General features: G+C 40.7%; 12 protein-coding genes. All 12 read right to left on the reverse strand.

The window, feature by feature from the left end:
* Window positions 1-163: 163 nt before the first annotated feature.
* A complete protein-coding gene (locus tag AC6F8J_RS08270; protein ID WP_500722446.1) occupies window positions 164-3,412 on the reverse strand; it encodes a hypothetical protein in 3,249 nt (1,082 codons plus the stop codon).
* Between the two features lie 151 nt (window positions 3,413-3,563).
* Window positions 3,564-4,574: an SLOG family protein gene (locus AC6F8J_RS08275; protein WP_500722448.1), complete on the reverse strand. Its 1,011-nt coding sequence runs from the start codon at window positions 4,572-4,574 to the stop codon at window positions 3,564-3,566.
* A gap of 125 nt (window positions 4,575-4,699) precedes the next feature.
* On the reverse strand, window positions 4,700-4,909 hold the full coding sequence (locus AC6F8J_RS08280) for a hypothetical protein (protein ID WP_500722450.1): 210 nt from the start codon (window positions 4,907-4,909) through the stop codon (window positions 4,700-4,702).
* Window positions 4,910-4,941: 32 nt separating this feature from the next.
* Entirely contained in the window at window positions 4,942-5,160 is a 219-nt protein-coding gene (locus tag AC6F8J_RS08285) for a hypothetical protein (RefSeq protein WP_500722452.1), read from the reverse strand.
* Window positions 5,153-5,365 (reverse strand): hypothetical protein, encoded by a 213-nt coding sequence (locus AC6F8J_RS08290; RefSeq protein ID WP_500722454.1) that lies wholly within the window; start codon window positions 5,363-5,365, stop codon window positions 5,153-5,155. The genes AC6F8J_RS08285 and AC6F8J_RS08290 overlap by 8 nt, the downstream gene beginning before the upstream one ends.
* Window positions 5,366-5,389: 24 nt before the next feature.
* Window positions 5,390-5,548 (reverse strand): hypothetical protein, encoded by a 159-nt coding sequence (locus AC6F8J_RS08295; RefSeq protein ID WP_500722456.1) that lies wholly within the window; start codon window positions 5,546-5,548, stop codon window positions 5,390-5,392.
* A 16-nt stretch (window positions 5,549-5,564) separates the two neighbouring features.
* On the reverse strand, window positions 5,565-5,972 hold the full coding sequence (locus tag AC6F8J_RS08300; RefSeq protein ID WP_500722458.1) for a hypothetical protein: 408 nt from the start codon (window positions 5,970-5,972) through the stop codon (window positions 5,565-5,567).
* Window positions 5,973-6,040: 68 nt separating this feature from the next.
* Window positions 6,041-6,232 (reverse strand): hypothetical protein, encoded by a 192-nt coding sequence (locus AC6F8J_RS08305; protein ID WP_500722460.1) that lies wholly within the window; start codon window positions 6,230-6,232, stop codon window positions 6,041-6,043.
* 82 nt (window positions 6,233-6,314) lie between these two features.
* Complete coding sequence (locus AC6F8J_RS08310; RefSeq protein ID WP_500722462.1) at window positions 6,315-6,545, reverse strand: hypothetical protein; 231 nt, start codon at window positions 6,543-6,545, stop codon at window positions 6,315-6,317.
* Window positions 6,546-6,676: 131 nt separating this feature from the next.
* The gene (locus tag AC6F8J_RS08315) at window positions 6,677-7,909 is read right to left on the reverse strand and encodes a PcfJ domain-containing protein (RefSeq protein WP_500722464.1); all 1,233 of its coding nucleotides are present in this window, start codon (window positions 7,907-7,909) and stop codon (window positions 6,677-6,679) included.
* A 14-nt stretch (window positions 7,910-7,923) separates the two neighbouring features.
* Window positions 7,924-8,091 carry a hypothetical protein gene (locus tag AC6F8J_RS08320; RefSeq protein WP_500722466.1) on the reverse strand — a complete coding sequence of 56 codons (168 nt, stop codon included), beginning with the start codon at window positions 8,089-8,091 and terminating at the stop codon, window positions 7,924-7,926.
* 7 nt (window positions 8,092-8,098) lie between these two features.
* The gene (locus AC6F8J_RS08325) at window positions 8,099-8,323 is read right to left on the reverse strand and encodes a hypothetical protein (protein ID WP_500722468.1); all 225 of its coding nucleotides are present in this window, start codon (window positions 8,321-8,323) and stop codon (window positions 8,099-8,101) included.
* Window positions 8,324-8,908: the final 585 nt, after the last annotated feature.

Genomic DNA, 8,908 nt, shown 5'->3' on the forward strand with positions numbered 1-8,908 from the left:
AGCCAAATACTTCTCCATAAGAAGACAGACGGTGTCCACATACACACATACGAGGCTGTTTAAAGCACTAAGCTAAACAACACCTTAGAGTATGTAGACAAAAAAAAGCCCTCGATGTTCTGAGGGCTTTAATTGTATTATAATTGATCTAAGTGCCTAATGGTTAGGCATCAACATCCTCCATATTATCATCATTTGCAATTTCAACATCTACATCCTCCTCTTCTGCAGGAGGTTTGATCCCCTTCAGCTTATCGATAAGGTCGAGTAACTCCTCATCCCCATTAGCGTAAAACTCAGCAAAACGAACGATAAGAGACTTCTTGAAGATCCAGAAGACCCCACCAGCTTTCTTGATTGTGTCATGCTCTCCAGATTGAGTAGTAATCTCACGATACTCAAACTGTTTCTTACCAACATTCAACAGCATCATATACATAACACTATCAAATGCCTTCTCGAAAGCAGGATCTTCTCTCTTGGCAAAGTACCGCACAGTGAGAATGTAACACAACTTCTCAATGTAGCCAAGATGATGAATCCCAGTCTTGTCATCCCAACCACCGTAGCGTTTGGCAAGATCAGAGAACTCAAGACGACGAGCCTTTGGATCATCAGCAAAGCGCTCACCAATATCATGAGCCTCAATGCCATACCCCATATTGCCGAGTAAGGGCTTCTCAGACTCACTATCACCGCTAATGATGACACGAGTAAAACCCTCAAGATCAGAAACAAACTTATTCCTGAATGCAAGAGGAATCTTTGCAAGCTCAATACGGAGAGCTTCACCACTCTTCTTTTTGAGCGGAATGATTTCACTCTCATGAGTCTCAAAGTTAATACCCTTGAGTTCATCGAGGATCTCACTGAAGCAGTTATACTCAGGATAAGTATCCTCAATATTGTTGATTGCTCTACAGATAGCAATCATCATATCAGAAAGACGAATAGGAAGATCATTCCCTTCTTTATCCTTCTTCTCGATGCCACCATCCTTACGAAGAGCTTTAGCGAGAGCAGGAAGCTTAGAAACCTTAGGCATAAAATATCCCTTAAGGAATTTCTCCTTCAATTCATCAATAGTTATTGAACTCTCTCCAACAGCAGAGACCCATTTCATATTATTGATTTTATCTTGGGCGAAATCCCCACCATCATCAATCTCTTCCTGGCTCATAGGGTCATTCTTAATCCAACGAATGACCTGAATAGTGCGTAAGGCATTATCAACATTACGAGTATCCTGATATGACTGGAATATCGCATGCATACGATCACGAATCAGTGAGCAAATGGAATCATACTCGGGAATATCTCCTTCAGTTTCAGGCTTATACTTACGATGACCTGGGAGATAAAACTCATCGACTGACTTGGTGAAATAGATGCCATCCTTATCACCATCAGAGTCTCCAAACTTATCACGCTGATTGATATGCGACTGTATCATAATGTCGCGAGTACCATTGAACCCAATGATAAAGTTTCCTTGACGGTTACCAGATCCGACAACTGGATTTCTATCGAGTACAAGGTCTTCACCATTATTATAGTGTTCCATCAGCTTGTTAGTAGGAGGGGCAATAACGAACTTCATAGGACAACCTGTCTGCTTCTCATACCATAGCTCGACTAAGTCAACGACGGGAATCCCCAATGAATAAGAAGACATCTCACCTACCAAGCACTTAAACACATGCTGCTGAAGGTAAGTATAGCAGATTGTGCGAAAGATGTTATTGAAACTCTCCACACGAGGGACACGAAGAATGCCATCTGCCCCACGGGAGCTGAACAGCAACTTGAAGATATCATTGCTATATTCCTCAAGAATAATATCATCCTTCTTTCCGTCATGATCCTTCAGCTTGCCCTCAAGGAGAATCTTAGCGAGGGCATGTGATTGAAAATCCATCGCATCTTTGAGGATACGAGCACGCATAATGGAGCCCTTATTACGGAGGAGAGCCTTAGTAGTCTCTACAGCAAGACGCTGACCCTGTTTCCCAATAGATGAAGTCCCATCCTGCTGCTGGACAGATAAGAACATGAAATCTTCAGGGGAACGAATAGCATAATTACCATGCTCCCAATCAGATTTCTGAGTTTTGATATTGTACAAAGGCTGGAGGATATCACAGCTCTCTGGATCAATATCATATATAGCACAAGCAACCTTAAACCAGTAAGGAGAAGCGACAAGCAACGCTTTCTCAAGAGGGCCAGATGTGGCTTCACCATGAACGTTTTCACCGCCAAGAACATCAACTGTTGTGCGCATTTGAACGCCAAACGCACGTTGCTTCTTAGCAGCCTTTCCTTTCTTAGTAGCAATCTTGCGAGCCTTAAGCGATTCATAGAAAACATATCCATTCATGAATGCCGGCCCGTCAAGAACATCAATGCCCCAAGCATTAGACTCATTAACATCCGCTAATTCAGGGTAAAGCTTCTTAGCTTTAGTAATGATATCTTTAATCTTTAGCCTTTCAACATACTTCACTTTAACCGCAGAAACACCAATTCTCTTATCTCCCTCATCCTTTTTATACGCATAAACAACCGTATAATTAGATGGAGAATAAGAAGGAGTCAATTCCTTAAATGGATCAGATCCAAATTTATGTTTAAGGACATCCTCAAAATCCTCCTGTTTGCCTTGAAGGAGAACCATCGGAGCCTTCTCCGTCTTTGTCTTGCCAAGGATAATACAGCCTTTCTTCCCATAAGCATCAATAAGGTAATTATAAATCGTCTGCTTGGTGAGATCATCTCCTTGGCAGAAGTGAACTTTGAAGCGAGGATCCATAATGAACTTCTGATAGAAGTACGTATTAGGATTCACCTCAACAGTATGCTCCCTCCATTTAGCATGAACATTCCCTTCATCATCGTGAACGAGAGTCCACTCAATCCCCTTGATAGCCTCAAGATACGTCCTGAACTGTCTGATGTCGAAGCAAAGATGCCCATCCTTGACACGATCATCGATCTCATTCTGGATCATGGGGAGACCATCAACCATCTCGAAATCGAATCCGCAAATGTCGAGCTTGTAACCATTGCGGAGCTTGGGGTTACTGGCCTGATGCTGCGCCAGCGTCTTACCCGTCTTCTGGACGAGTACGTGGGAGACCATCGGTGATCCTCCATACCTCATTTTCTTTTCCTCCTTGTTAGTGTCCCCAGTTTCCGGAACTGGAACCGGTGCAGTGACTGGTGCCTCCTCAAGTGTAATTTCGAGAAGGGTCTTCAGAGCATTCATATACAGCTCCATTTTCTTGGTGTCCTCCCCTTGTGTGGCCTCGGCAATCTTCTCCTTGATCTCCTTCGAGGCAAGAGACGCATTGTTCGAGTTCTTCAACAGAATGTTACGGACGAGACGCTCACAACTCTTGATACCAGACATAACTACCTCCAAAGTCCTAATGTTTTACTCCTGTCCCACACTTCGGAATTACGGACATTAGAGTGCATTAGAACACACATAAAAAAAAGCTAGGCAATGAGCACCTAGCTTTTCGTAATACATGTTACATTACAATCAAGTCATCGACATTCTATCCAGCCGTATATCTTACTACTCTAACTATTAATCCTTTCTTCTTTGCAATATCAATCATGTGTCCTGTGCCCTTGGATTCACCATCCCAAAATGCAATGAGTCCATCAGAGCATTCAGCCATCTCAGTATTACGAAGGTAGCCAGCTCTCTTCCCGTGTTGCTTCCAATCAGCAGGCATCTTAATTAACTGATACCCTTTCTCTTCAGCATATCTAATGGCTAATGTATCGGCACCACTAGCGCAACCAGAGACGATAGTAATATCAGGAACCTTAGTGGTAAGTATTGCATCACATTTCTCCTTTAGCAGATTATAGTTATCGAAGTTTCTACCACCAGCAATAATCACACGAAACCCTCTTGTGCTCTTATTAAAGACAGTATTATCCCATTCAGCATGACCTCCACAGATAGGACATTTCCAGAATGCATCAGAGCTAGATATATGATCCATATACTGATCATGTGTCAGATACAATCTATCTCCATTATTACATCCACTATTGCAGATAACTGCATACGGTCCTTCAATCTCCCAATCCTTCATAACTCTTACTTCAGCTTTCCCACATTTAGGGCAACTGTCATCAGTCACTAAATGAGTCTGCTCTTCAAACTTATTACCACATTTCTTACACTTGAATAAAGCCATCTCTTCCTCCACATAGTTGTCGATTACTTTAGCCATTATGTCACCATGACATGGGCTGGGCTTACAGAAACACACAAGATTCATACCTTTAATGGCAAGCACATTCTTCTTAAATTCAGAACTACTTGTCATTTCTTTTATGAGCCATTCTTCATAACAAGGCAACGTAGAGCCGGCATCATAATGATGCTGTTTGCAAATAGGGCAACGATAATCACCATATTTACCACTGATATGTATCGGATTACCAAAATAACATGGTCTCCCAATGTATACATAACTATCAAATTGTATACCATCGACTTTCTTGAAACCGCTAGGAGAGTCCTTTATACTGATTACTTTAGTAGACATTTGATTTAATCCTTTTCTTAATTTTTCCGTAAGATTGATTCAGATAGATTGACTTTGGCATTCCAACATTATACTAAGTCAATTATGGAAAAGACTGAATAAAAATCAGAAATCACGATAGAATCTTAATGCATTATTACAATATTCCTCAGTATTATATGGACCACTCTCACAAGTCCATGTTTCATCATAAAACCACCATGTTCCATCTTTATGCTGGTGGATTGGATCAGACTCAGATCTGAGAATGCACTCTCCATTCTTAGGATATGCAAAAAGAGTTTCTTTTCCACATTTTGGACAGCAGTCATCAGAAGCATCATCCGCTTTTTCATAAAACCAATAATTACATACTGAGCATTCGAATTTAGTCATTACCTTTTCCTTCCTTAGTTAAGAATTGCTTCTTACAATACTCATCGAACTCATCGTCCATCTTCCGCCACTCAATAAGAACCTCCTTTCTATTAGTATTGTAACCCATCTCAGCAGCCTCATCAAGAGTCTGAGCTACTTCAAATCCTCTTGCCCACCCATCCTTTATAATCTCAATGAGTGGTGTTCCGTCACGATAGACCTTAGCCATGATCGATCTCCTTTCCCTTAGACAAACACCATGCTTCACATTCTTCCAATACAACAGTAATAACATAAATATTCGAACTGCTGCTATACGGAGCAACGCAAGTGTTGATATTTATTACATTGCAAGGCATATGATTGTTGATGAATTCTTCTGCCTCAGATGAAACTGCTTCAGGGTTCATTCCTTTAAAGATTTTTACTTTCATCGTAGTTCTCCTTTTGGTTAATAGTTACTTACTAGACTCTTCATGAATAAGAGTCGCCTCTTTGACGATCAACCTAATAGTCTCATCACGCTCCCATGCTGTCATAGGAAGAGCTGTAGAGCGAAGCATGTTAGCCATCATCACGATTTTGGAAGACTTGGCTTTGATAATTTCTGCATTCATGATTTGTACTCCTTGGTTAGTTGTTAATTTGTTCTTCAAGTTTATTTGTATAATTAATTATTGCATCTCTAAAGAATTTAATTATTCGCTCAATTGATCTTGTATCAATATCTCTGTCCACACTCTTCGCAATATTTACATACACGCTAAGTGTAACAACCCATGATACAAGACTATTTATCTCCATCCAATCGCCAACTTCTTTATCCTCAGACTCAACTGCAATTGTGTTGATTAATTCATTAATCAATCCTTTCTCTCCAAGAAGATCAGCAAAGTCCCTATGATAATCTAACTCAAACCTTTCACTCATCTCGACGTAGCAATAAAGGAATCCTCTCATTTCCCTTAGTGAGGCCTCATACTCTGACCAAGAATATCCCTCTTCCAGCATATCAAAATCAAAGAAACTTACCTTAATCATAATTATACTCCTTGGTTAGTTGTTATAGATGAATTGTTTATCATAGAGTCATCATATCTCTAGTACGATTAGGCATTGAAACCCAATCGTTTGAGTTCAGTCTCCCATTCAGTCAGGACAGGCTCGACTTTCTTTGTACCAGCAGTCTCGATGACATGCTTGGTACGCTCTTGACGAATTGCCTGACGCTGTGCAAGAGTGCGCTCGTTCCCGTTATAAGCAGGAACACCTTTGAGTACCTGTGCAAATGGCTTAAACATAACAATTACCTCCTAAGTTAATGGTCACACTATTGTGACAAAAAAAAGCCCTCAAACAACAAGGGCTTTTCTTTGTCACTACTTAGTAGAATTTGGCAAGGTAATTCGTAATACGAGGATCAATATAAACTAACTCAGTCCCATTGATGAAGCATTCACCAACTATAGTGATTGCGTCACCAGCGACGACCCTCTCTGCAAGACGGACATCCTCAATAAAGAGGAGAACCGTTCCATCAGTGCCAAGGAGTGCTACTTCCTTGACTCCCATAACCTCAATCAATTGAACTTCTTCAATGGTAACTACCCTCATGATACTCTCCTTTGCTGATTCACAGCTTGCAAGATATTAATGTTATTACTTAATGATGTAAACAAGCTTACCATCAATAACTGTAAAATAGCCTTTCATGATGTTCTCCTTTGCTGATTCACAGCTTGCAATTAGAATGGGGTTTCTATATCTTGTACAAATAGTGGTGCTAGCATCGCAACAGAGCCCTTAGCTTTAAATTCATAGCTCTTCCGTACGAGCTCTACCACCTCCTCACCAAATACCTTACGATCATCACTAACCACCTTATTAAATGCATACATATGCTGCGTATGGTGATTAGGCCCAAAGCCCAACGTCGAATGTATACCATCTTTGATTATGTCAAAGACGACATAAATACCCCTTAAGCAGAGATCAGTATACATATGCACACAATGTCTCTCTCTGCTACCAACCTCATGCAGATCCGCAGGAGATTGAACTAATCTTGCTATGAATCCATCCTTCTCTATATCAGAGATTTCCTTGACATATGGAAAAGGACTAGGTCCATACCTACGAGCTAAGAGCAGTCTGGACGCTCTGTCATGCTCTTCTTTGATCTTCCTATAGCTCCACTTAGGATTAAACTCAAGCCCTAGCTGTTTAAGCATATTCTTTGTATCACAGATATCACTAGGAGCATTTTTAAGTGCCTCAAAGTCATACTTATTCAAGGGCTTCCCCTTAATAAGCTCAGTTACAATGTTCTTACTATTATCACGAAGGCCATAAATAGAGAAAATGGCCTTTATCGTACTTATATGGCCCAGTAGAGTCGAAGGAATCTCCTGAAGTTTAGATACGAAGTATCGAAACTTTTCTTTCCATTCACTAATGTCAAAATTATGCCCAGTCGAATAGGCGGCATACGCAACTAACTTAACAATTCTATCATTCCTAGATCTTGAGTTCTTACAAATACTCTTCCATAGAGCACTGCCGAGAACCCGTCTAGCATCCTGAGATGACAGACTAAATAATGCAAAAGCAGAGACATTAGTTATTCTATCAGCATCATACTCACGGAACAGATGGGCATTAGCAACAATCCTCCTTATAAGACGTTTCTCATTATTACCTGAATAAAATCTACCAAGCCTATCAATAATTTTCTGATTAGGCTCAATATATGCCCTGTAACAGGCTCCATTGAGCATTCTTGAAAATACTTTTGCACTACATCCCAATTTATCACCAACTGCTTTCCATGCAGCTATGATCTCTTTGGACTTGTACATGTTGCTAATATTAAGTCCTCCGAAGTAAAAAGCCACACTAAGTGGAGTATAATAGTCATACTCAACCACAGTTGACTGATTAACAACAACTTTACCGCCTACTACATCAATTGGTGTCATAACTCTCTCTCCTCTTAATTATTAATACGTTGTTTGTTTAACTCTGCGATCTCTTCTTTGGTCCATATCTTAACAGGACCAGTATTCTCAACTTCCTTTAGTGCGTGATAATAAATACCACTTAACACCCCAATAATTCTAGCCTCTGAACTTGTCGATAGATTGTTTAAGGATACTTTCATGTTGCCCTCACTTTAGTTTAGGGTTACGATGAAATCTATACTGTTTGACGGTATAGATATAATCGCTCTCAAGATAGACATGCATGCCTATCCTACATTGTTCAAATTTCTTATACTCTGGATCAGAAGGGAACATTTGAACTCTAGACCCATCTTCGAACAGAACATTTAACCTCGTAGAGCTCTTAAGCTTTTGCTTAAGAACTCTCATAACAGTGTGTCTCATAATCATTTTGATACCTCCTAACCGTTAGAAAGTAACTCAAGGATCTCTGATCTAGTCCAGAGACGCTTCACTTTGCACTGACACTTGTTGCCAGAGCAAACTGGACCCATGCCGATCTTCATGCTACCATATACAACTAGATGTCTTCCGCAACAGGAACACTGTTCCTGAAACGAATACTTCTCTTTGAACAGTTGGACGAGATTCTTAGCGAGCTGCTTCCGCTCATAAGAATCACGCCCAATACTAAATGCAATTGCACTAGCCCAGCTTGGAACATTCTGTTTAATAGACATAATATATACCTCCAGCTGTTGGTTAACCCTATGACCTATCTAGCACAGCGTGACTAGACAGAGAGGGGTATTAGTGGTTAGTTATGCTTCTCCACCAGTGCAGACCCAATGAAGGCCTTCACCTAGAAGGGCGATAACCCCACCAATAAGGATAAGGAGAAATCCTTTAGCACCTCATAATCACTGCTTGCAAGCTATGAGTCTGGTGGCACGAACCACCCTCCCTTTCTCATCCCTTATCGCAGTCTCCCCCGTATCAGGGGAAAACACATCCTCCCTTCCCTCGCAATTATCG

Source organism: Petrocella sp. (assembly GCF_059865615.1).

Bases quoted from the DNA above. Each gene is read 5' to 3' on its own strand.
- AC6F8J_RS08270 (WP_500722446.1), bottom strand. From the start codon at position 3,412: ATGTCTGGTATCAAGAGTTGTGAGCGTCTCGTCCGTAACATTCTGTTG.
- AC6F8J_RS08275 (WP_500722448.1), bottom strand. From the start codon at position 4,574: ATGTCTACTAAAGTAATCAGTATAAAGGACTCTCCTAGCGGTTTCAAG.
- AC6F8J_RS08280 (WP_500722450.1), bottom strand. From the start codon at position 4,909: ATGAAAAAGCGGATGATGCTTCTGATGACTGCTGTCCAAAATGTGGAA.
- AC6F8J_RS08285 (WP_500722452.1), bottom strand. From the start codon at position 5,160: ATGGCTAAGGTCTATCGTGACGGAACACCACTCATTGAGATTATAAAG.
- AC6F8J_RS08290 (WP_500722454.1), bottom strand. From the start codon at position 5,365: ATGAAAGTAAAAATCTTTAAAGGAATGAACCCTGAAGCAGTTTCATCT.
- AC6F8J_RS08295 (WP_500722456.1), bottom strand. From the start codon at position 5,548: ATGAATGCAGAAATTATCAAAGCCAAGTCTTCCAAAATCGTGATGATG.
- AC6F8J_RS08300 (WP_500722458.1), bottom strand. From the start codon at position 5,972: ATGATTAAGGTAAGTTTCTTTGATTTTGATATGCTGGAAGAGGGATAT.
- AC6F8J_RS08305 (WP_500722460.1), bottom strand. From the start codon at position 6,232: ATGTTTAAGCCATTTGCACAGGTACTCAAAGGTGTTCCTGCTTATAAC.
- AC6F8J_RS08310 (WP_500722462.1), bottom strand. From the start codon at position 6,545: ATGAGGGTAGTTACCATTGAAGAAGTTCAATTGATTGAGGTTATGGGA.
- AC6F8J_RS08315 (WP_500722464.1), bottom strand. From the start codon at position 7,909: ATGACACCAATTGATGTAGTAGGCGGTAAAGTTGTTGTTAATCAGTCA.
- AC6F8J_RS08320 (WP_500722466.1), bottom strand. From the start codon at position 8,091: ATGAAAGTATCCTTAAACAATCTATCGACAAGTTCAGAGGCTAGAATT.
- AC6F8J_RS08325 (WP_500722468.1), bottom strand. From the start codon at position 8,323: ATGATTATGAGACACACTGTTATGAGAGTTCTTAAGCAAAAGCTTAAG.